This is a genomic window from Methylorubrum sp. GM97 (assembly GCF_024347855.1).
In the GTDB taxonomy this organism is placed as follows: domain Bacteria; phylum Pseudomonadota; class Alphaproteobacteria; order Rhizobiales; family Beijerinckiaceae; genus Methylobacterium; species Methylobacterium extorquens.
This window is the reverse complement of record NZ_AP025942.1, coordinates 3020213-3039753: the sequence shown is the minus strand read 5'-3', so window position 1 is coordinate 3039753 and position 19541 is coordinate 3020213. Positions and strand designations below refer to the sequence as shown.

At 66.6% G+C, this 19541-nt stretch carries 22 protein-coding genes and 1 pseudogene; 5 read left to right on the top strand and 18 right to left on the bottom strand.

Annotated elements, in window-relative coordinates:
• Positions 1-17 precede the first annotated feature (17 nt).
• The 3 genes from MSPGM_RS14025 to MSPGM_RS14015 all read right to left on the bottom strand — a co-directional run bounded on the left by MSPGM_RS14025 (position 18) and on the right by MSPGM_RS14015 (position 2400).
• Positions 18-353 carry a 3-oxoacyl-[acyl-carrier-protein] synthase III C-terminal domain-containing protein gene (locus MSPGM_RS14025; protein ID WP_261925680.1) on the bottom strand — a complete coding sequence of 112 codons (336 nt, stop codon included), beginning with the start codon at positions 351-353 and terminating at the stop codon, positions 18-20.
• Positions 350-1057, bottom strand: coding sequence for a 3-oxoacyl-ACP synthase III family protein (locus MSPGM_RS14020; protein ID WP_261925679.1), 708 nt, complete (start codon positions 1055-1057; stop codon positions 350-352). Before MSPGM_RS14020 ends, MSPGM_RS14025 begins: the two co-directional genes overlap by 4 nt.
• Positions 1058-1368: 311 nt before the next feature.
• Positions 1369-2400, bottom strand: a complete 1032-nt coding sequence (locus MSPGM_RS14015) for an ornithine cyclodeaminase (RefSeq protein ID WP_003597421.1) — start codon at positions 2398-2400, stop codon at positions 1369-1371.
• A 130-nt stretch (positions 2401-2530) separates the two neighbouring features.
• On the opposite strand from MSPGM_RS14015, the gene MSPGM_RS14010 reads away from it, so the two are divergent.
• Positions 2531-2956 carry an Lrp/AsnC family transcriptional regulator gene (locus MSPGM_RS14010; RefSeq protein ID WP_003597425.1) on the top strand — a complete coding sequence of 142 codons (426 nt, stop codon included), beginning with the start codon at positions 2531-2533 and terminating at the stop codon, positions 2954-2956.
• An 84-nt stretch (positions 2957-3040) separates the two neighbouring features.
• Here MSPGM_RS14010 and MSPGM_RS14005 read toward each other — a convergent pair whose 3' ends face one another.
• From MSPGM_RS14005 to MSPGM_RS13995, 3 genes are all read right to left on the bottom strand, one after another.
• Complete coding sequence (locus MSPGM_RS14005; RefSeq protein ID WP_003597433.1) at positions 3041-3499, bottom strand: type II toxin-antitoxin system RatA family toxin; 459 nt, start codon at positions 3497-3499, stop codon at positions 3041-3043.
• A 6-nt stretch (positions 3500-3505) separates the two neighbouring features.
• Positions 3506-4525: a lipoyl synthase gene (lipA, locus tag MSPGM_RS14000; protein ID WP_003597435.1), complete on the bottom strand. Its 1020-nt coding sequence runs from the start codon at positions 4523-4525 to the stop codon at positions 3506-3508.
• Between the two features lie 133 nt (positions 4526-4658).
• Positions 4659-5396 (bottom strand): cell wall hydrolase, encoded by a 738-nt coding sequence (locus MSPGM_RS13995; protein ID WP_003597437.1) that lies wholly within the window; start codon positions 5394-5396, stop codon positions 4659-4661.
• Between the two features lie 255 nt (positions 5397-5651).
• Between MSPGM_RS13995 and MSPGM_RS13990 the strand changes: the two genes are divergently transcribed.
• Entirely contained in the window at positions 5652-5822 is a 171-nt protein-coding gene (locus tag MSPGM_RS13990; protein ID WP_012753145.1) for a hypothetical protein, read from the top strand.
• Positions 5823-5843: 21 nt separating this feature from the next.
• Positions 5844-7191: pseudogene (locus tag MSPGM_RS13985) on the top strand (PQQ-dependent sugar dehydrogenase).
• 168 nt (positions 7192-7359) lie between these two features.
• Here MSPGM_RS13985 and MSPGM_RS13980 read toward each other — a convergent pair.
• The 3 genes from MSPGM_RS13980 to MSPGM_RS13970 form a co-directional block, all read right to left on the bottom strand.
• Positions 7360-7995, bottom strand: a complete 636-nt coding sequence (locus tag MSPGM_RS13980; protein ID WP_012753142.1) for a L,D-transpeptidase — start codon at positions 7993-7995, stop codon at positions 7360-7362.
• Between the two features lie 87 nt (positions 7996-8082).
• Entirely contained in the window at positions 8083-8343 is a 261-nt protein-coding gene (locus tag MSPGM_RS13975; protein ID WP_043766261.1) for a hypothetical protein, read from the bottom strand.
• A 245-nt stretch (positions 8344-8588) separates the two neighbouring features.
• The gene (locus MSPGM_RS13970) at positions 8589-8963 is read right to left on the bottom strand and encodes a 1,3-beta-glucanase (protein ID WP_261925678.1); all 375 of its coding nucleotides are present in this window, start codon (positions 8961-8963) and stop codon (positions 8589-8591) included.
• Between the two features lie 285 nt (positions 8964-9248).
• Here MSPGM_RS13970 and MSPGM_RS13965 point away from each other — a divergent pair, with 285 nt between their 5' ends.
• A complete protein-coding gene (locus tag MSPGM_RS13965; RefSeq protein ID WP_003597443.1) occupies positions 9249-9761 on the top strand; it encodes a hypothetical protein in 513 nt (170 codons plus the stop codon).
• Between the two features lie 96 nt (positions 9762-9857).
• Here the strand turns inward: MSPGM_RS13965 and MSPGM_RS13960 are convergent, their stop codons facing one another.
• From MSPGM_RS13960 to eno, 8 genes are all read right to left on the bottom strand, one after another.
• The gene (locus MSPGM_RS13960; protein ID WP_012753140.1) at positions 9858-10010 is read right to left on the bottom strand and encodes a hypothetical protein; all 153 of its coding nucleotides are present in this window, start codon (positions 10008-10010) and stop codon (positions 9858-9860) included.
• A 260-nt stretch (positions 10011-10270) separates the two neighbouring features.
• A complete protein-coding gene (lpdA, locus tag MSPGM_RS13955; protein ID WP_003597447.1) occupies positions 10271-11710 on the bottom strand; it encodes a dihydrolipoyl dehydrogenase in 1440 nt (479 codons plus the stop codon).
• 161 nt (positions 11711-11871) lie between these two features.
• The gene (locus MSPGM_RS13950; protein WP_003597448.1) at positions 11872-13284 is read right to left on the bottom strand and encodes a pyruvate dehydrogenase complex dihydrolipoamide acetyltransferase; all 1413 of its coding nucleotides are present in this window, start codon (positions 13282-13284) and stop codon (positions 11872-11874) included.
• Between the two features lie 33 nt (positions 13285-13317).
• Entirely contained in the window at positions 13318-13596 is a 279-nt protein-coding gene (locus MSPGM_RS13945; protein WP_003597452.1) for a DUF5076 domain-containing protein, read from the bottom strand.
• Positions 13597-13606: 10 nt separating this feature from the next.
• A complete protein-coding gene (locus tag MSPGM_RS13940) occupies positions 13607-15052 on the bottom strand; it encodes a pyruvate dehydrogenase complex E1 component subunit beta (RefSeq protein WP_003597454.1) in 1446 nt (481 codons plus the stop codon).
• Positions 15053-15158: 106 nt separating this feature from the next.
• Entirely contained in the window at positions 15159-16208 is a 1050-nt protein-coding gene (pdhA, locus tag MSPGM_RS13935) for a pyruvate dehydrogenase (acetyl-transferring) E1 component subunit alpha (RefSeq protein WP_003597457.1), read from the bottom strand.
• Positions 16209-16383: 175 nt separating this feature from the next.
• Positions 16384-16695 carry an FtsB family cell division protein gene (locus tag MSPGM_RS13930; RefSeq protein WP_003597459.1) on the bottom strand — a complete coding sequence of 104 codons (312 nt, stop codon included), beginning with the start codon at positions 16693-16695 and terminating at the stop codon, positions 16384-16386.
• Positions 16696-16830: 135 nt separating this feature from the next.
• Positions 16831-18120, bottom strand: a complete 1290-nt coding sequence (gene eno / locus MSPGM_RS13925) for a phosphopyruvate hydratase (protein ID WP_003597464.1) — start codon at positions 18118-18120, stop codon at positions 16831-16833.
• Positions 18121-18413: 293 nt separating this feature from the next.
• Here eno and queF point away from each other — a divergent pair, with 293 nt between their 5' ends.
• A complete protein-coding gene (gene queF / locus MSPGM_RS13920; RefSeq protein WP_003597466.1) occupies positions 18414-18875 on the top strand; it encodes a preQ(1) synthase in 462 nt (153 codons plus the stop codon).
• A 328-nt stretch (positions 18876-19203) separates the two neighbouring features.
• Here the strand turns inward: queF and MSPGM_RS13915 are convergent, their stop codons facing one another.
• Positions 19204-19515: a hypothetical protein gene (locus MSPGM_RS13915; protein ID WP_003597468.1), complete on the bottom strand. Its 312-nt coding sequence runs from the start codon at positions 19513-19515 to the stop codon at positions 19204-19206.
• Positions 19516-19541 lie beyond the last annotated feature (26 nt).

Sequence of the window (19541 nt, the reverse complement as noted above, 5' to 3'; positions counted from 1 at the left end):
TCATCCCTTCATGAGGCTCAGCAGACGATCGAAGCCCCGGCCCACGAGAGTCCAACGCCGAACCCGATCACGACGAGGCGGCGACCGGGTGCCATTTGCCCTTTATCCCGCAGGTTTGCCAGGACGAAGGGGATGGTCGACGACACCGTGTTGCCGATGTCTTCGTAGTGGTGCGGCACCTTTCCGGCTGGGAGGCCCATCTTGCGCTGCAGCGCGTTCAACATAAGCTTGTTCGCTTGATGAAGGACGACGTGATCCACATCTGACTGAGTAACGCCGCTTGTTTCCAGCAGACGCGCAAAGGTGCGTGGCACCTCCCGCAAGGAAAAGCTCATCACGTTGGCACCATTCATGTACAGGTGCTCGCGCGAACGAACATTCCCGTGTGAATCCGCTTCTGCCAGAGCAGTATCCGGCCCCGAGGCGTACGAAAGCCCCCCGCTTCGACGATCAGATCCTTGCCGCCCGCGCCATCGGTGCCGAACACAAACGGGCCGATCACGGACTCGTTGCTCGCGGTGATCAGTGTTGCTGCGGAACCGTCACCGAACAAGGTTCGGACGCTCTTGTCGCCCTCATGGATGAACTTCGAATAGGTGTCGGCCGTCAGGAGAAGCACGGTGCGCGCTGCGCCCGCCGCAATCAGCCCGGTTGCCAAGGCGAGACCGTAGACGAAGCCGGAGCACCCGAGATTCACGTCGAGCGCGCCGACATGCCGACCCAGGCCGAGCCGGTCTTGGAGGAGGCAGGCCGTGGTCGGCAGCAGGTAGTCGGGCGCCTGGGTGCAGAGAATGAGGAAGTCGATGTCCTCGCGCACGCAGTCGCCCGCAGCAAACAGTTTCTCGGCGGCATGAAAGGCCAAGTCGCCTGCCGTCTCGTACTCAGCAGCCACGCGACGTTCGCGGATGCCGGTCTTGTCCAGGATCTTGTCGGACGACCAATCGGGATAGAGTTCGGCGAGATGTTCGTTCGTGAGGACGCGCTCAGGGAGATGCGTCGCGATTGCGGCAATACGCGCGCCGACGGTCCGGCCTTCGGATTGAATGGCTGAAATCATCGACCTACGACAAAAATTGCACAGTCCTCATTCCGAGAATCTTTGGCCTATCGGCATCATGGCGTCTTATTCTCTGAAGGAGGTATCATACAGAACCACGTGGCTTGTGCCGAGCTTGTGCGCGGGCCTCCGCCTTACGCCACCTGAACCTCCGGTTTTTCCGGAGGCTGACGGTGATATTGCCTCGGTCTCGCAGAGCCCTTCAGATTTTTTCCACGAGGCGCGCACGGCGCCTTAGGCCGCCGTGTTCTGTCGCCAGAGCGTCGGACGGCTTCCCGTCCGACGCGCCACCGACTCTCTGTACGAACCTGTTACGCTGCTTTCTCGAACCCGACACCCGGTGAAAAGACAGACCCGAACAGATCCTTCGGGTCCTTCGGATCGGGGATGATGTCCAAGCCCGGCCCAGAGCCGGCGATGGCCCGCAGGCAGCGCAGGGCCGAAAAGTCCTCCAGCGCGAAGCCGACCGAGTCGAACAGGGTGATCTCGTCCCGGCCTACGCGGCCCGGCGCGTCGCCGCGCAGCACGCGCCACAATTCGGTAACGGGATAGTCCGCGGGCATCTGCTGGATCTCGCCCTCGATGCGCGATTGCGGCTCGTATTCCACGATCGTGCGGGCACGTGCCACGATGTCGGAGTGCAACTCGGTCTTGCCGGGGCAATCGCCGCCGATGGCGTTGAGATGCTGGCCCGGCTCGACGAGGCCGGGGGTGAGGATCGTGGCGCGGGTCTTATCGGCGGTCGCCGTGGTCACGATGTCGGCGCCCGTCACCGCCTCACCGATGGAGTGGGCGCAGACGAGCCGCAAGCCATGGCCCTCGAGGTTGGCCCGCGCCTTCGCCATCGCCGCCGGATCGACGTCGAACAGCCGGATCTCGCTGATGCCGAGTGCGAGCTTGAAAGCGAGGGCCTGGAACTCGGCCTGCGCGCCGGTGCCGATCAGTGCCATGGAGCGGCTCTCGGGCCGAGCGAGGCGGGAGGCCGCGAGTGCCGAGGTCGCCGCCGTGCGCAGGGCCGTTAGCAGGCTCATCTCGCAAATCAGCAGCGGATAACCCGTCGCCACGTCGGCGAGCATGCCGAAGGCGACGACCGTCTGCTTGCCGAGACGGGTATTGCCGGGATGACCGTTGACGAACTTGAAGCTGTAGAGCTGCGCGTCCGCGATCGGCATCAGCTCGATCACCCCGCCGGCCGAGTGGCTCGCGAGGCGCGGGGCGAGATCGAACTCGGGCCAGCGCAGGAAATCGGCGCGCAATTCGTCGATGAGACGACGCAGGATCGGCTCCGGTCCCTCCCGGCGTAGCAGAGCCGCCATTTCACCACTACCAATATAACGCGTCACGTCCGTCTCCCGAATCTTGCGTGGCGCAAGCATGGCTGAGACGAGCGGACAATCGACAGCCGATGAAATGCACGATCGGGACAGACAATCGACCGATCTGCTAAGCTCGGCTGCGCGAAGTGGGAAGGCCATGCTCGACGCGACCGATCGTCAGCTCATCGCCCTGCTGCGCACCGAGGCGCGGATGCCGGTGGCCAAGCTCGCCGCAGCGCTCGGCGTCACGCGGGCGACGGTGCGGGCCCGGCTCGACCGTCTGGTGACGTCCGGAATCATCACCGGCTTCACCGTCACGGTGCGGGACGTAGAGCCCGGAGGCGTGCGGGCGGTGACGCTGATCGAGGTAGATGGGCGCCATGCCGAGAGCGTGATCCGCCGCCTGTCCGGCCTGCCGGAGATCCGGGCGCTTCACACCACCAATGGCCGCTGGGATATCGTCGCCGAGATCGAGGTGCCGACCCTTGGTGATTTTGATGCGCTGTTGCGCACGATTCGTCAGTTCGAGGGGATCGCCAATTCCGAGACCAGCATCCTGCTCGCGGCCCGGAAAGGCGGCTGAGCCAGGGGCACTTCGTGAGACGCCCGATCACGCATCGTTCTCGGCCCGGCGACGTAAGCGCGGCGGGAACGCTGCCAGTGCCGCTTAAGCCGGCACGCCGTAGATCGCGGTGGCGCGGCCCTCAAACGCATCGGTGAACTTGCGGAAGGCGCGGTCGAACATCGTGCCCATGAGGAGACCCAGGGTTCGACTCTTGAACTCGTAGGTGATGAAGAAATCGACCTCACAGCCACCGCCCTCGGCATCGCGGAAGGACCAGCGGTTCTCCAGATGCCTGAACGGCCCGTCGATATATTCGGCGACGATCTTGCGGTTCTCGCGGTCGAGACTCACGCGGGTTGTGAACCGCTCGCGGATCGCCTTGTAGCCGACGCCCATCTCCGCGACCCGGACCGTCGTGCCGTTCGGCCCCTCCGCGTCGCGCAGCACCCGCAGCGATTCGCAAAGCGGCAGGAACTCGGGATAGCGCTCGATATCGGCGACGAGGTCATACATCTGCGTCGCTGAGTGACGCACTTTCCTTGTGATGCGGAAGGATGGCATTCGGACTCAGGCGTTGACGGCGCGGATGCTGGCAGCCACCGGCGCGGGTCCGAGCTTGGCCAGACGGGCGGCCTTCAGCCGGGCGAAATCCTCGCCGGCGTGATGCGACGAGCGCGTGAGCGGCGTCGCCGAGACCAGCAGGAAGCCCTTGGCATAGGCCGTGGTCTCGTAGGCTTTGAACTCGTCCGGCGGCACGAAGCGCACGACCTCATGGTGCTTGCGGGTCGGTTGCAGATATTGGCCGATGGTGAGGAAGTCGACCTCCGCCGAACGCAGATCGTCCATGAGTTGCACGACCTCGTTCCGTTCCTCACCGAGGCCGACCATGATGCCGGACTTGGTGAAGATCGTCGGATCGAGTTCCTTCACCCGCTGCAGCAGGCGCACCGAGTGGAAGTAGCGGGCACCGGGCCGCACGGTCACGTACTTGCCGGGCACGGTCTCCATATTGTGGTTGAACACGTCGGGCTTGGCCGCGACCACGACTTCCAGGGCGCCGGGCTTGCGCAGGAAGTCGGGCGTCAGGATCTCGACGGTGGTGCCGGGGCTCGCCCGGCGGATCGCGGCGATGGTGCGCGAGAAATGCTCGGCGCCACCATCCTTGAGGTCGTCGCGATCGACCGAGGTGACGACGACGTGGTGCAGGCCGAGCTTGGCCACCGCCTCGGCGACCTTCTCCGGCTCGGCCTCATCGAGCGCCGCCGGCAGACCGGTGCGCACATTGCAGAACGAGCAGGCGCGGGTGCAGGTGTCACCCATGATCATGAAGGTGGCGTGCCGCTTTTCCCAGCACTCGCCGATATTGGGGCAGCCCGCTTCCTCGCAGACCGTGACGAGGTTGTTGGCGCGGACGATGTCCTTGGTCTCGGCCCAGAGCTTCGAACCCGGTGCCTTCACCCGGATCCAGTCCGGCTTGCGCTGGATGGCGGTGTCCGGCCGGTGCGCCTTCTCGGGATGGCGCGGACGTGCGGGCGCATCCAGCTTCGGCCGGGTGTCTTTGTTCAGGAGATCGAGGACAACGGCCATGGCGATGCGGGGTGAGCCTCACGGGAGCCGGACCGGGCAACCCGGCCGCATCCCTGACTTAAGGCCTTGCGGTGCCTGCGCATAGGGCGGGGGCGACAACCCGCTCCGGCCGTAACCCCGTCGACGAACCGTCCTAATGCTTGTCGCGGGCAGGCGCCGAGGCGTAGCGGGCCGGGCCGGGGATGCGCAGCTCGGGGGCCGTCGGGGCGGTGTATTCGGCGGTCAGCGTCGGCTGGACGCGGCCGGTGAGCGGAAGGCCGATCATGCCGGAATTCGCGGCGGCGACCTGAAGCGGCATCAGGCGGCCGGTGGCCGTCTGCACCACGGCGCGGGGCTGGACCGCTGGGAGATAACCTTCACGGTCGCTCTTCTCGTAGAAGACGTTGCCGCCGGCTGCGACGACGTAGTGCATGTTGTTGTAGGGGAACTTGTAGCCCGCGGTGTGGAAGTGCAGCGCCGGCCCCACCCCGTCGTGGCGCTTGCCCGAGAGCAGTGCGTCGGCGACCCGCTCCAGCCGCGGCCGGTCCTGGTCACGGACGGGCTTCGTCAGCACGCCGTTGGCGAATTGCCGCTTCTGACCGACGACTTCGCAGATCCGGCCGGGATAGGCCGGTGCGTCGAGGCGGTTCATCACCACCGTGCCGACGGCGAGCAGCCCTTCCTCGTCGCTGCGGTTCGACTCGAAATACATCGCCCGGGCGAGGCATTCCTTGTCGGCAGGGGTCGGCGGCTGCACGACCTTGGCGTTCATCGCGATCGAGCCCGTGGTCAGCTCAGCCTGATGCGGAAGCAGACCGCATCCCCCAAGTCCCGAACCGGTCAGCGCTAGCCCAGAAAGGCAGAGGAGACGGAGGGTCCGGTCGGCTCGCATGCAGGCTCCTGAAGGCTGACGACGTTGGTAACCAAGCTGGACCATTCCGCCCACAGGTGCAAAGAAACTGTTAAGCCTGGGCATCGAAACCGGGGTGGTGTGTCGTTTGGCACACGCTCACCCTTCGGCGCTCACACGCGACCGGCATTGAACGGAGTCGCGACCTTGGGCGTTGACGGCGTTGGATCAGCGTCAGCGAAGGGCCGGGCCATGATGGAAACGCGTTCGGAAACGCCTGTCGCTTTCGAAGAGCGGATGCGCGCGGAGGCGGCCGCAGCCGGACGCACCGCGCTTGATGTCTCGCTCCAACGCTTCACCCAGGAGCAGCGCGACGCGTTCTGGAACGCGATCGGGCTCTACTATTCGAGCCGCCGCCATCCGGGCGCCGACGCGGCGGCCGTGCCACCGGCTGCCACGGCCGCCTGATCGGTCCTCGCGGAGTTTTCGATGCGCATTTCTGCCAAGGTCGGCCTTGCCGCACTCGCTGTCGTGCTGCTCGGTGGGGCGGCCTTCCTGCGTTTCGTCGTCTATCCGGAATCCGCTGCGCTCGATGTGGCGGCGAGCAGCGGGGTGAGTCCGGCCCTGCCGGCGCCGAACCCGACGCTGATGCCGACCGTCAACATCGCCCGGGTGGCGCGCTGGGCGGAGGGCGCCAAGCCGAAAGCCGCAGAGGGCCTGAGCGTCGCCGCCTTCGCGGACCGGGCTCGACCATCCGCGCTGGCCCGTGGTGCTGCCCAATGGCGACGTACTCGTCGCCGAGAGCCAGGCACCGAAATCCGGCGATCACTCGACCAGCGTCACCGATTGGGTGGCCGACAAGGTGAAGAGCCTCGCCGGAGCCGGCGGTGCGAGTCCGGACCGCATCGTGCTCCTGCGCGATCGGGACGGGGACGGCGTCGCCGAGGAGCGCCACGTCTTCCTCAAAGGGCTCACCTCGCCCTTCGGCATGGCGCTGGTTGGCTCTGATCTCTACGTGGCCAATGCCGACGCGCTGGTCCGCGTGCCCTACGCCGAGGGCCAGACCGAGATCACGGCGACCCCCGAAAAGGTCGTCGACCTGCCCGCCGGCATCAACCACCACTGGACCAAGAACGTGGTCGCGAGCCCGGACGGACAAAAGCTCTTCATCACCGTCGGTTCGAATAGCAATGTCGGCGAGAACGGCCTCGACATCGAGAAGGGCCGGGCCGCGATCTGGGAATACACGATCGCCACCAAGGCGATGCGCGAATACGCCACCGGCCTGCGCAACCCCAACGGTCTCGCCTTCGAGCCGGGGACGGGCGCCCTGTGGACCGCGGTGAACGAACGCGACGAGATCGGCAGCGATCTCGTGCCGGACTACATCACCCGCGTGAAGGAGGGTGCCTTCTATGGCTGGCCCTGGAGCTACTGGGGTCAGCACGTGGACGAACGGGTGCAGCCGCCGCAGCCGGAGAAGGTGAAGCAGGCGATCGCCCCCGACTACGCCGTCGGCACCCACACGGCCTCGCTGGGCATCGCTTTCGCGAACGGGTCGAGCCTGCCGGATGCCTGGAAGAGCGGTCTCTTCGTCGCTCAGCACGGCTCCTGGAACCGTCGGCCGAAGAGCGGCTACAAGGTCATCTACGTGCCCTTCAAGGATGGCCAGCCAGCCGGCGCCCCGGTCGATGTGCTGACCGGCTTCCTCAACGCCGACGAGAAGGCCCAGGGGCGGCCCGTCGGCGTGGCGATCGGTAAGGCCGGCGCGCTTCTCGTGACGGACGATGTCGGCAATGCCGTGTGGCGGGTGACCGGCGCCGCAGCCTCGAACTGATCGACGGCCGGCACCTTCCGGCCTGACCGACCCGCGACGACGACGCGCTTCATCCGCTCGTCATCGCGAGACGTCGGTGGAACAACACCGACGGGCCGAGATCATCGACCTCACGCAACGGCGTGTGGCGGGATCATCCGGCCGTCGGCGGCTTAGGTGCCCTGACCCTCAATACAGATCGCCGTACCCGACGCCCGAACCATATCCCTCGTCGAACACATCCGGGTAGCGGCGCCGCACGGGCGCGTAGGCCTCATCCTCCCAGGTCCGGCCCCGGGAGCGCACGGCGACCACACCCTCGCCGCCGTCATAGCCGCGGCCGGCCGAACGCGCTCTGCCGGGGCGCTGGGTCTCGGCGACCGGGGCGTCGCCGACGCTGCCCTCGATCACGACGCGGGTGTTGGCCATCTTCTGCTGCTTCACCAGCGAGAAGAGCGTCGCGGCATTGCGTTGTGAGAGGCGGACGCAGCCATGCGAGGCGGCGCGGCCCAGGCGGCGGGTGTGCGTGGTGCCGTGGATCGCGTGGCCGACCTGCGTGAAGAAGATCGCGTGCGGCATCGGCGCGTTGTCCCACTCGCGGGAGAAATGCGTCTTCTCCATGCGGAACGGGCGATGGCTGCCGTTCGGCGTATCGTGGCCCGCCACCCCGGTCGAGACCGGCCAATCGTAGCGCGGTGAACCATCGACCACCACGCTCATCCGCTGCGCATCCTTGTCGATGGCGATGAGAAGGTCGGCCCGCGCCGCCGGGGACGCGGCGACGCAGGCGAGGCCCGCAAGAATCGTGAGGAAAGACAGGCGCATATCGGTCATCCCGGACAACGTTCCTTCGAAGATGCGTCCCACCACCCCCGCTTCAAGCGGTGCGTCTTACCGCCACGCCTCAAATCGCTACCCATGTGGCCGTCTGTTACGGACATAGCCGCGCGAGATGAGGCGACTGTTCTCACGGTCCTGCCGCGCGGCCTCCATCAGATCGGACAAGGCGTCGGTGATCGCGCAGCGCAACGCGATGCCCGCGTCACCGTCCGTGCTGCTGAGATAGGCCTGCGCAATCTCCTCCACGGGGCAGGAGGAAGCTCGCTCCTGTCTGAGATCGGCTGCGGGTGTGAACGTGCCTCGGCTCCGCGCGGCAGTCTGAGGCTTGGGCATCTTCTTTCTCCGACTCGGCATGAGAACGAAGATAGAACAGACCGAATTGGTTAACGAAACCTTACTGGGACCGGTGCGGACTGTGGACATCCCAGCGTGGTGCTCTCCTCCATGCCGTCAGCGCAGGCCGGAGCCGGAGAGCGGGTCGAAGTAAGCATCGGTCGGTCTGCGGGAGAAGCCTCCGCCGCCGGCGATGCCGGCACCCGCGGGCGCACCCCCTCCCCCGCCCGATCCGGGATTGGCGGTCAGGTCGTCGAGGGGCGGCGTCCGAGAGCTCCCGCCCCGCCGCCCGTCGAACGCAATCCGGAGCCGCCGACGGCGGTCGAGGCCGCGCCGCCGAAGCTCAAACCTCCCGCGTTGCCGCCGGACGGTGTGGATGTGCCGAGGCCCGACGCACGGGAGGCGCCGCCGAAACTCAAGCCGCCGGGATTGGCAAGCGCCATGGTCGGACTCGGCGCCGCCACCGTGGCGACCGATGAAGTCGGGCCGAAGGGAAGGCCGGGCGCGGTGAAGCCGGAGGGCAATCCAGCGCCGCCGGATGTCTGGGCAAGAGCCGGCATGCCGCCGAGTCCGACGCCCGAGGCCACGAGGCCAACCCACACGGTGCGCATCATGGTCATGGTGGATTCCCGCTTTCGCGCCGGCCCTCGTCCGCCTGTGCAACCAACGCCACCCGGGTGTCACGGTTGCCGCGCGTTGCGACCCCTACGGAACCAACACCGCCGGCCCACCGCACCACGGACGGCGAAGCGGAGGTCGTGTCAGGGACGCCAAGATGACGCCGACGCGATCCTTGAGTGCAGGCCGAGGCAACCTTCGCGGAACGGAGGTGTTGGCGTTCGAGCGCTGGCGCCTCGCGCTGGTCCGCTCGTGCCACAGGCCGTCTGAAGGAACCGGGGGAAACCATGTCCGTATCGCGACGCCGTGAGGAGCGGCTGCTGGATGCCGGTGAGACCGAGTTGGTGAAGCGCTCGCATCACCCCGAGTTGGATGCGGAAGACGACAAGGCCTTGCCCGACTTGATCCGCCTGCTCCGCGAACGCCGGGACCGCGCCCGCGATATGTCTCGCCGCCAGAGACGCGAGCTGCGTGGCAAGGCCGCCCCGTCCGGAGCGAACCCGGCCTCCGACAATTCCGGCACCCGCGAGAAGGCGGCTTTGCTTGCCGCGGCCGTGAAGCGCGTCAGCAAGGAGCATGAGCGCCGCCGCGTCGCCGACGCCCGCGGCCGGACGGTCTCCGGGGCCCGCCGTGCCCTCGCTCTAAAACGCGCAGCCGGAAACCCGGCCGACGGCCGACCGTCCTCCCGCACGGCAAACGAGGGCATGAATCCGGTCCCGAACGAGCGGAACGCCCCCTCGGGCGCGGTGAATCAGGAGGGTCAGGAAATCGCCATGCGCCGCGGCGGCGGCCCGCGCTGAGCGAACGACCCTGTCCGACCGAAGCAAAACGGGCGTGAGCGCTGAGGCGGTCACGCCCTTTTTCTATGGGAGGGGCTCCGGCGCACTCGGCGACGCCTATTCGTGCTCTTCCCGGAAGACGAGGTAGCTCAACGGCCCTGCACTCAAAAACAGCAGCAGCAGAGTGACGTAGAGGTGGACGCGCAGCGTGGTCAGCGCAGCGTAGATGGCTCCGAGTCCGAGGCCGAGCAGAAGAACTCGTAGGATCATGACGGGGGTGAGCTTCCGCATCCAGGGTGCAGGATCTCTGGTATACGGCACGCCTCTGCCTCAGAAGTTCAACCGAAAGAATTCCTCCGACATCCTTACCGAATTCCACCGGGAAATTCTTTGCGCCCGCACCGCACGCTGCGGGGCCGAACGCGCGTGGAAGCCCGTGCAAAACGAAGTGGGCGCGCAGGGCCGGGGCAACGAGCCTGATCCTGCACGCCCATCGATGTTCTTAGCCTCGGGGTAGCGATCGCTTCGGATCAGGTGTGGATCACCCGGCCATACGCATCGAGCACGCTCTCATGCATCATCTCGGAGAGCGTCGGATGCGGGAACACCGTGTGCATCAGCTCTTCCTCGGTCGATTCCAGGGTCATCGCGACGACGTAGCCCTGGATCAGCTCGGTGACTTCCGCTCCGACCATGTGGGCGCCGAGCAACTGGCCGGTCTTGGCATCGAAGATCGTCTTGACGAGACCGTCCGGCTCGCCGAGCGCGATCGCCTTGCCGTTGCCCGCGAAGGGGAAGCGGCCGACCTTGATCGAGAGGCCGAGCTCCTTCGCCTTCCCCTCGGTGACGCCGACGCTGGCGATCTGCGGCTGGCAATAGGTGCAGCCCGGGATCTTGGCCTTGTCCATCGGGTGGGTGTGTAGGCCCTTGATGGTCTCGACGCAGAGGACGCCTTCGTGCTCGGCCTTGTGGGCCAGCATTGGCGGGCCGGCCACATCGCCGATGGCGTAGACGCCCGGCACGTTGGTGCGTCCGAGCCCGTCGGTCACGACGACGCCGCGCTCGATCTTCACCCCGACCTTCTCAAGACCCAGATTCTCGATGTTACCGACGACGCCGACGGCCGAGATCAGCTTCTCGGCGGTGAGCTGCTGCGTCTTGCCCTTGTCGTCCTCGACCGTGGCGGTGACCGAGTCGGCGCCCTTCTCGACCTTCGTCACCTTGGCGCTGGTCAGGATCTTGATGCCCTGCTTCTCGAAACGCTTGCGGGCGAGACCGGCGATCTCCGCATCCTCGACCGGCAGGATCTGCGGCAGCAACTCGATGACCGTCACGTCGGCGCCCATCGTGCGATAGAACGAGGCGAACTCGATGCCGATCGCGCCCGAGCCCATCACCAGCAGGCTCTTGGGCATCTTTTCGGGGACCATCGCCTCGTAATAGGTCCAGATCTGCTTCTTGTCGGGCTTGATACCGGGCAGCACGCGCGGGCGGGCGCCGGTCGCGACGATGATGTGCTTGGCCGCGTAGGTGCCCGCACCCTTGGCGCCCTTCGGCGGCTCGGCGCGCTTGGTCTCCTTGACCGTGACCTTGCCGGGCTCGTTGCCCTTGGCGCCGGACTCGATCGAGGCCTCGCCCCAGATCACATCGACCTTGTTCTTCTTGAGCAGCATGCCAACGCCGCCGTTGAGGCGGCCCGACACCCCGCGCGAGCGCTTGACGATCGCCGCCGCATCGAAGCTGACCTCCTTGGCGGAGAGGCCGTAATCGGAGGCGTGCTGCATGTAGTGGTAGATCTCGGCCGAGCGCAGCAGGGCCTTGGTGGGAATGCAGCCCCAGTTCAGACAGATGCCGCCGAGATGCTCGCGATCGACCACGGCGGTCTTGAAACCGAGCTGTGCCGAGCGGATCGCGGCCACGTAGCCGCCGGGCCCCGCGCCGATGATGAGGACGTCATAGGTTTCGGACATCAAGACCTCCTGCTCCCCTCCCGCTTGTGGGGAGGGGGTGAGAGTGACGGTCGGGCAGATCGGCCGGCGGTGACGGACGGGATCACGAGAGCAGTCGGCTCGCGCCGATTCGCCATCCCGCTCGCCCCGCGCATCGTGAGAGACGGTTCGGGTCGACGGCCCTAGACGAGCATCCCCATCGGGTTCTCGATCAGCCCCTTGAAGGCGGCGATCAGCTCGGCACCGAGCGCGCCGTCGAGGACGCGGTGATCGCAGGAGAGGGTCGCCGTCATCACCTGGGCAACGGTTGGCTGCCCGTCCTTCACCACGACGCGCTTCTCACCCGCGCCGACCGCGAGGATGCTCGATTGCGGCGGGTTGATCACCGCCGTGAAGTGCTTGATGCCGAACATGCCGAGGTTCGACACCGAGGTGACGCCGCCCTGGTACTCCTCGGGCTTCAGCTTCTTGGCGCGCGCCCGGCCTGCGAAATCCTTCATCTCGTTGGAGATGGTGGAGAGCGTCTTCTGGTCCGCCTTGCGGATCACCGGGGTGAACAGGCCGCCATCGATCGCCACCGCGACACCGACCTCGGCGTGCTTGAAGCGCAGGATGCGGTCCTCCGCCCAGACGGCGTTGGCGGCGGGAACGCGGGTGAGCGCGAGGCCCATCGCCTTGATGACGAAGTCGTTCACCGAGAGCTTGAACAGCGGCTTGCCGTCCTTGTCCTTCCCGGCCGAGCCGTTGAGCGTCTCGCGCAGCTTCATCAGCGCATCGAGTTCGCAATCGACGGTGAGGTAGAAGTGCGGCGCGACCTGCATGGCCTCGGTGAGGCGCTTTGCGATCGTCTTGCGCATGCCGTCGAGCGGTACTTCCTCGAAGCTGCCCTTCTCGTAGAAGCCCTTGACCTGATCGAGGCTGAGCCCGGCCGGGGCGCCGCCCGCGGCGGCCGCCTTCGGCGCGGATTTCTCGGGCGCCGGAGCACTCTTGCCCTCCGACTTGGCCTCGGGCTTGGCCGCCGCACCCGCCTTCGCCGTGCCGTTCTCGATCGCCGCCTGCACGTCGCGCTGGATCACGCGGCCATGCGGACCCGAGCCCTTCACCGCCGAGAGATCGACGCCTTCCTGTTTCGCGATACGGCGCGCGAGCGGCGAGGCGAAGACGCGATCGCCGGAGCCTGCCGGCTGCGCCGCGCCGTTCGGCTTGGCGCCTTCGGGCACCTGATCGACGCGCGCGTAGGAGGCGTGGGAGCCATCGGGCGCGGCGTTCTGGTCGGGCGTGCCCTTCGGCTCGACGGGGGCGGTCTTCGCCTCGGCACCACCCTTGGGCGCCTGGACGCTGCCCGGATCCTCACCCTCTTCGGCGATCAGCGCGATCAACTCGTTGACCGGAACGTCGGCGGTGCCTTCGGCCACGAGGATCTTGGCGAGCACGCCCTCATCGACCGCCTCGACCTCCATGGTCGCCTTGTCGGTCTCGATCTCGGCGATGACGTCGCCGGACTTGATGGCGTCGCCCTCCTTCTTGAGCCACTTGGCGAGGTTGCCCTTCTCCATGGTCGGGGAGAGCGCGGGCATCAGGACGTTGATCGGCATCGTATCGTTCCCGAGCGGCCTTGAGAGGAAGGGTCAGTTGAGGGCGTTGTTGGGATCGAGGCTTTCCGCCTCCCACCCGGCACGGATGCGCTCGAAGGCTTCCTCCTCCGAGGTGTCCGTTTCCATCGCGTAGGCGCGGGCGGCTTGCCGCGCGAGGTCGATGAGCAAGCGGCCCCAGGTCGCCGGGTCATCGAAGGCCCGCCGGAGCGCCACGCTCACGGCGCCATCGACGATGGAGGCGCGCACGATCTCGATCCCGCCCTGTTCCAGGGCGTCGGGCGGGATCTCAAGTTCTTCGAATGTTTCCGACATTTACCTATATTTATTTGTAGCAGACGCTTTTGACCGCCTCGATGACATCAGCCACGCTGGGCAAGGCGAGCTTCTCGAGATTGGCCGCGTAGGGCATCGGCACGTCCTTGCCGGTGACCCGCAGGACGGGCGCATCGAGATAGTCGAAGGCATCGACCATCAGGCGGGCGACGATCTCGGCGCCGACACCCGATTGCGGGAAGCCTTCTTCCACGCAGACGCAGCGGCCGGTCTTCTTCACCGATTCCACCACGGTGGCGCTGTCCATCGGGCGAATCGTGCGCAGGTCGATCACCTCCGCCTCGATGCCCTCCTCGGCCAGCGCCTGGGCCGCCTTGAGGGCGTAGGTCATGCCGATCGAGAAGGAGACGATGGTGACGTCCTTGCCCGGACGGTGGACGCGCGCCTTGCCGATCGGCAGGACGAAATCCTCGATCTCCGGCACCGGGAAGGACTGGCCGTAGAGAATCTCGTTCTCGAGGAAGATCACCGGGTTGGGGTCGCGGATCGCCGCCTTGAGCAGGCCCTTGGCGTCGGAAGCGGTGTAGGGCGCGATCACCTTCAGGCCCGGCACGTTGGAGTACCACGCCGCGTAGTCGTGGCTGTGCTGGGCGCCGACGCGAGCAGCCGCGCCGTTGGGGCCGCGGAACACGATCGGGCAACCGAGCTGGCCGCCGGACATGTAAAGCGTCTTGGCCGCCGAGTTGATGATGTGATCGATCGCCTGCATGGCGAAGTTGAAGGTCATGAACTCGACGATGGGCCTGAGGCCCATGAAGGCCGCACCGACGCCGATGCCGGCAAAGCCGTGCTCGGTGATCGGCGTATCGACCACGCGGCGCGCGCCAAACTCCTGAAGCAAGCCTTGCGTGATCTTGTAGGCGCCTTGGTATTCGGCGACCTCCTCGCCCATCACGAGGACCTTGTCGTCCTTGCGCATCTCCTCGGCCATGGCGTCGCGCAGGGCTTCGCGCACGGTCGTGGTCTTCATCGGCGAGTCGGCCGGGAACTCCTCCATCACCGGGTCCGGCGCCTTGTTGGTGATGATGGCGGGCGAGGCCGGGGCCTTCTGCGCATCGTCGCCGGTCTTGGCGGTGGCGGCCGAGCTGTCGGCCATGCCTTCGGCCTGCATGTCGGGGGTCGGAGCGGGCGCACTGCCAGCGGCGCCGTCCGACTTGCCCTTGCCGCCGCTCGCGGCCGCCGACACGTCCTCGCCCTCTTCGGCGATGATCGCGATCGGCGTGTTGACGGCGACGTTCTCGGTGCCGTCGGCAACGAGGATCTTGGCGAGGACGCCCTCGTCGATCGCCTCGACCTCCATCGTCGCCTTATCGGTTTCGATCTCGGCCAGGATGTCGCCGGCCTTGACCGGATCGCCCTCCTTTTTCAGCCATTTGGCGAGCTTTCCCTCCTCCATGGTCGGAGAAAGGGCGGGCATCAGGATGTCGGTCGCCATATGCGCTGCTCTATCGATCCGGGTGCGTCGACGGTCGGGCGTGTTTTTATCGAATGCGTCGCTGAGAACCCCCCGGGCCGAGACGGCGCGGGGGGCAGGGACACATTCAGGCGCGGGCTTCGAGAAGGATGTCGGTCCAGAGTTCCGACGGATCGGGCTCGGGATCGTGGGTCGCGAAATCCGCCGACTCGTTGACGATCTCGCGGACCTTGGCGTCGATGCTCTTCAGCTCCGCCTCGGGCACGCCGTGCGCCTCGAGCAGGCGCTTGCGCACCATCTCGATCGGATCGTGCTCGTCGCGCATCTTCGAGACCTCGTCCTTGGTCCGGTACTTGGCCGGATCGGACATCGAGTGACCGCGATAGCGGTAGGTCTGCATCTCGAGGATGTAGGGGCCCTCGCCCGAACGGGCGTGGTTGATGGCCCGCGCCGCGGCTTCGCGAACCGTGCGCACATCCATGCCGTCCACCTGTTCGCCGGGGATGCCGAACGAGAGACCGCGCTTCGAGAAGTCCGTCTGCGCCGAGGCGCGGGCCACCGAAGTGCCCATGGCGTAGCGGTTGTTCTCGATCACGTAGACCACCGGCAGCTTCCACAGAGCCGCCATGTTGAAGCTCTCGTAGACTTGGCCCTGGTTGGCCGCGCCGTCGCCCATGTAGGTGAAGCTGACCTTACCGTTCTTGAGATAGGCGTCGGCGAAGGCGAGGCCGGTGCCGAGCGCGACCTGCGCGCCGACGATGCCGTGGCCGCCGAAGAACTGCTTCTCGCGGCTGAACATGTGCATCGAGCCGCCCTTACCGCGGGAATAGCCTCCGCGGCGTCCGGTCAACTCGGCCATCACGCCCTTGGGGTCCATGCCGCAGGCGAGCATGTGGCCGTGGTCGCGATAGCCGGTGATGTTCTGGTCACCGTCCTCGCCGGCCATCTGCATGCCGACAACCACGGCTTCCTGGCCGATATAGAGGTGACAGAAGCCGCCGATGAGACCCATGCCGTAGAGCTGGCCCGCCTTCTCCTCGAAGCGACGGATACTCAGCATCTCGCGGTAGGCGTGAAGGTCTTCGTCCTTCGTGAACTGCGGAATATTCGGTGCCGGCCGATGTTGCGGCGCGTCTGTTTCCGCCGCAGGTTTCCCCGCCTCGCTGCCCGCACCCATCGGTGTCCTCCCGCAATCGCGTTGTTGCAGAGGGTTCTAGGGCAGCGAATTACGGAAATCGAGGGGCGGGCTGACAGCCATCAAATGCTGTTACCGTCACGGTTGCAACGGAGGATAAATCGGAAGGACAGTGCAAATGAATATTTATCGCGTTTAGTCTTGGGGAAATAAAAATTTATGGGCCGATGATAACGAGGTCATTGGCATGGACGCGGCCGAGCACGACGCGGGCCCGCTCTTCCAGAAGGTCGCGGTCGATCTGTTCGCTCCGCAGCAGGGAGACGCGGTGTTCCCAGGTCGCCCGCTCGGCCTTGGCGGCGTTCAATTCCTGGGTGAGCCCGTAGGCCTCGACCTTGAGGACGCGTTTGGCTTCGAGGCCGCGGCTGCCGCTCTCCGCTTGATGCACGAAGTAGCCCACGACGAGAGCCGAGACCGTCCAGAGGACGGCGGGGACGACGATGGCGCGGACGCGGCGACGAATGACCATGGCAACTCGGAGCTTCGCCCGAACAAGGTGAAGAAAGCGTTTCCGCGCGGCGCAATCGCGCGCCCTTGGTCTCCACAAACGAAAAACGCGCGGCGGGCCCTTCCGGCCCGCCGCGCGTCGATGATTCAGGTGCGATCAGCGCCCGGCGAGCTGGCGGATCGCGCTGCGGCCGGCGTAGAGCGCCTGGGCACCGAGGCCCTCCTCGATGCGGATGAGCTGGTTGTACTTGGCCAGTCTGTCCGAGCGGGCGAGCGAGCCGGTCTTGATCTGCCCGCAATTCGTCGCGACCGCGAGGTCGGCGATGGTCGAATCCTCGGTCTCGCCGGAGCGGTGCGACATCACCGCGGTGTAGCCGGCGCGCTGGGCCATATCGACGGCGGCCAGGGTCTCGGTGAGCGAGCCGATCTGGTTGACCTTCACGAGAATCGAGTTGGCCGTCCCCGTCTCGATGCCGCGGGCGAGGCGCTCGACATTGGTGACGAACAGGTCGTCGCCGACGAGCTGCACACGGCTGCCGATCCGGTCGGTGAGGAGCTTCCAGCCCTCCCAATCATCCTCGGACATGCCGTCCTCGATGGAGAGAATCGGATAGGCCTCGGTCAGCTTGGCGAGGTAATCAACCTGTTGCTCGATCGAGCGGGTCTGGCCCTCGCCCTCGTAGCGGTAGGCGCCGTCCTTGAAGAACTCGGTCGCGGCGCAGTCGAGCGCCAGCACCACGTCGCTGCCGGGCTTGAACCCGGCGGCGTTGATCGATTCCATGACGAAATCGAGCGCAGCCTCGGCCGAAGGCAGGTTCGGGGCGAAGCCGCCCTCGTCGCCGACATTCGTGTTGTGGCCGGCCTTCTTCAGGGCGCTCTTGAGGGTGTGGAAGATCTCGGCGCCCATCCGCACCGCGTCGGAGAGCGAGGTGGCGCCAACCGGCATCACCATGAATTCCTGGAAGTCGATCGGGTTGTCGGCGTGGGCCCCGCCGTTGACGATGTTCATCATCGGCACCGGGAGCACCCGGCCCTGCACGCCGCCGACATAGCGGTAGAGCGGCAGGCCGGCGGTCTCGGCCGCAGCCTTGGCGACCGCGAGCGAGACGCCGAGGATGGCGTTGGCGCCGAGCCGTGCCTTGTTGGGGGTGCCGTCGAGCGCGATCATCGCCTCATCGACGGCGACCTGATCCTCGGCATCCATGCCGCCGATCGCGTCGAGAATTTCGCTCTGCACCGCGTCGACGGCCTTGAGCACGCCCTTGCCGTTGTAGCGGCTCTTGTCGCCGTCCCGCAGCTCGACCGCCTCGTGTGCGCCGGTGGAGGCGCCGGAGGGGACGGCGGCGCGGCCGAAAGAGCCGTCCTCCAGAAGGACATCGACCTCGACGGTGGGGTTGCCACGGCTGTCGAGAATCTCGCGGGCGGCGATATTGGTGATCGCGGTCATGAGCGCTCCTTGGCGGCGCGTCGCGGCGGGGTCGTCTCGCGGATGCCGTCGAGGCCCGCGCGTCCTGCGACGCTCTGCGTTGCGGGCTTATCCGCCAACCTCGGGATACGGGCAAGCACCCGGCCGGCTCCGAGGGTCAAACAGATTTCACAAAGTCCGTCCGGCACCACAATTTTTTTTGGCCGGCACCGTTTTCCGGGACCGGTCCTTGGTCCGGTTCGGTTGATCGGGGAGAATCCCTGGCATTCTCCCGGCGCCATAGGCGCCAGGGGTGTTGCCGGGTATAGGCCCCCATGGATTCGATCGAGACCCACGCCAAGCAACTCGGGCAGCAGACGCCGCTGCCGGCCTCGCCCGAGGCCGCACAGCTCGACCGCGTGCCCAACCCTCATGCCGACACCGATTACCTCGCCCGCTTCACCGCGCCGGAATTCACCTCGCTCTGCCCGGTGACAGGGCAGCCGGATTTCGCGACGCTCGTGATCGACTACGTGCCGGATCGCTGGCTCGTGGAGTCGAAATCGCTGAAGCTCTACCTCGGCGCCTTCCGCAACCACGGCGCCTTCCACGAGGATTGCACCGTCGGCATCGGGCGGCGGCTCGTCGCATTGCTCGAACCGCGCTGGCTGCGCATCGGCGGTTATTGGTATCCGCGCGGCGGCATTCCGATCGACGTGTTCTGGCAGACGGGTGAGCCCTTGAAATCCGTCTGGCTGCCGGACCAGGGGGTCGCCTCCTATCGCGGTCGCGGCTGAGCCACCACGCCTCCGCCGTCCGTGCTGCTCGGCCAGAACGCGGACGGTGTGCGCGATGAAGCGCTCCTTGGCCTCGATCGGCCCGCCATGGATGACGGCGACGGTTTCCAGCATCCGCTCCAGATCATCGCGCTCGGAGGCGTCGAGCCTGTCCCGCAGAAGCGGCGCGAGATGATCGATGGCGGTGTTGGCGTCGGCGGGGGTGCAATCCCGGCGTGTCTTTCGATTCTCGTTCGCTGCAGATTCTCGCGCGATCTCAGGCATGCTCGCGCACGAAAAAGGCGGCCGGTTGCCCGGCCGCCTCTTCGCATCGGATGAGGCTCAGGCCTCAGTAGCCGTAATCGTAATAGCCGCCGCCGTAGGCCGGACGGCCGTAGTAGCTGTCGCGGGCATAGGCGTCGCGCGCCGCGCCGGCAGCGATCGCGCCGGCTGCGAGACCCGCAATGCCGAGGCCCACGGCCGCGCCGGTGCCGATGCCACGGCGGCGACCGCCGTAATAGGCGCGCGGGCCGTAGCCGCCGCCATGATAATGACCGTAATGGTGGCCGTAGCCGCGGCCGTAGGGGCGCGCATCGGCGGATGTGGCGGTGAGCGTGCCGACGGAGATCAGGGCGGCGGTCACAAGGGCAAGCTTACGCATAGCGTCCTTTCCAATCCAGAAGCATC

Bases quoted from the DNA above. Each gene is read 5' to 3' on its own strand.
- MSPGM_RS13930 (WP_003597459.1), bottom strand. From the start codon at position 16,695: ATGGTCATTCGTCGCCGCGTCCGCGCCATCGTCGTCCCCGCCGTCCTC.
- lipA (WP_003597435.1), bottom strand. From the start codon at position 4,525: ATGGCCGTTGTCCTCGATCTCCTGAACAAAGACACCCGGCCGAAGCTG.
- MSPGM_RS13980 (WP_012753142.1), bottom strand. From the start codon at position 7,995: ATGCGCCTGTCTTTCCTCACGATTCTTGCGGGCCTCGCCTGCGTCGCC.
- MSPGM_RS13965 (WP_003597443.1), top strand. From the start codon at position 9,249: ATGTCCGTATCGCGACGCCGTGAGGAGCGGCTGCTGGATGCCGGTGAG.
- MSPGM_RS13945 (WP_003597452.1), bottom strand. From the start codon at position 13,596: ATGTCGGAAACATTCGAAGAACTTGAGATCCCGCCCGACGCCCTGGAA.
- MSPGM_RS14025 (WP_261925680.1), bottom strand. From the start codon at position 353: ATGAATGGTGCCAACGTGATGAGCTTTTCCTTGCGGGAGGTGCCACGC.
- MSPGM_RS14005 (WP_003597433.1), bottom strand. From the start codon at position 3,499: ATGCCATCCTTCCGCATCACAAGGAAAGTGCGTCACTCAGCGACGCAG.
- pdhA (WP_003597457.1), bottom strand. From the start codon at position 16,208: ATGGGTGCGGGCAGCGAGGCGGGGAAACCTGCGGCGGAAACAGACGCG.
- lpdA (WP_003597447.1), bottom strand. From the start codon at position 11,710: ATGTCCGAAACCTATGACGTCCTCATCATCGGCGCGGGGCCCGGCGGC.
- MSPGM_RS14010 (WP_003597425.1), top strand. From the start codon at position 2,531: ATGCTCGACGCGACCGATCGTCAGCTCATCGCCCTGCTGCGCACCGAG.
- eno (WP_003597464.1), bottom strand. From the start codon at position 18,120: ATGACCGCGATCACCAATATCGCCGCCCGCGAGATTCTCGACAGCCGT.
- MSPGM_RS14020 (WP_261925679.1), bottom strand. From the start codon at position 1,057: ATGATTTCAGCCATTCAATCCGAAGGCCGGACCGTCGGCGCGCGTATT.
- queF (WP_003597466.1), top strand. From the start codon at position 18,414: ATGGATTCGATCGAGACCCACGCCAAGCAACTCGGGCAGCAGACGCCG.
- MSPGM_RS13960 (WP_012753140.1), bottom strand. From the start codon at position 10,010: ATGATCCTACGAGTTCTTCTGCTCGGCCTCGGACTCGGAGCCATCTAC.
- MSPGM_RS13975 (WP_043766261.1), bottom strand. From the start codon at position 8,343: ATGCCCAAGCCTCAGACTGCCGCGCGGAGCCGAGGCACGTTCACACCC.
- MSPGM_RS13990 (WP_012753145.1), top strand. From the start codon at position 5,652: ATGCGCGCGGAGGCGGCCGCAGCCGGACGCACCGCGCTTGATGTCTCG.
- MSPGM_RS13940 (WP_003597454.1), bottom strand. From the start codon at position 15,052: ATGGCGACCGACATCCTGATGCCCGCCCTTTCTCCGACCATGGAGGAG.
- MSPGM_RS13970 (WP_261925678.1), bottom strand. From the start codon at position 8,963: ATGACCATGATGCGCACCGTGTGGGTTGGCCTCGTGGCCTCGGGCGTC.
- MSPGM_RS13915 (WP_003597468.1), bottom strand. From the start codon at position 19,515: ATGCGTAAGCTTGCCCTTGTGACCGCCGCCCTGATCTCCGTCGGCACG.
- MSPGM_RS13950 (WP_003597448.1), bottom strand. From the start codon at position 13,284: ATGCCGATCAACGTCCTGATGCCCGCGCTCTCCCCGACCATGGAGAAG.
- MSPGM_RS13995 (WP_003597437.1), bottom strand. From the start codon at position 5,396: ATGCGAGCCGACCGGACCCTCCGTCTCCTCTGCCTTTCTGGGCTAGCG.